The sequence below is a fragment of the Pseudomonas sp. F220 genome (genome assembly GCF_057813935.1).
Map to the genome: position 1 here is coordinate 1 of NZ_JBVASJ010000174.1, position 291 is coordinate 291.

Consider the following 291-nt stretch of genomic DNA (forward strand, 5'->3'; position numbering starts at 1 on the left):
CGCTGCAAAGCACCTTGCTCGACACCGTGGTGCAATCCACTCAGGTCGGCCTGCAGGTACGCAACCTGTGTGCCCCCAGCTTGCCTTGTTACCCGCCAAACCATGATCGCTTTCATTGGCGGGTGCTTAGCCATTTGGGTTCGAACTTCTTGCCGATGCTCGACAGCGCGCAAGTCCTGCGTGGCACCTTGGCGTTGTACGACTGGACCGATAGCGAGCTGAACCGGCGTCGGTTGGAAGCGATTGTCGAGGTTCGCCATCACCTGGTGCAGCGTTTCGAAAAAGGCTTTT

At 58.1% G+C, this 291-nt stretch carries 1 protein-coding gene; it reads left to right on the forward strand.

Going from position 1 to position 291, the window contains the following annotated elements; genetic code table 11:
* Window positions 1-291 (forward strand): type VI secretion system baseplate subunit TssF (locus tag ACZYSM_RS29520; RefSeq protein WP_489077228.1); only part of this gene is annotated, 291 nt, incomplete at both ends.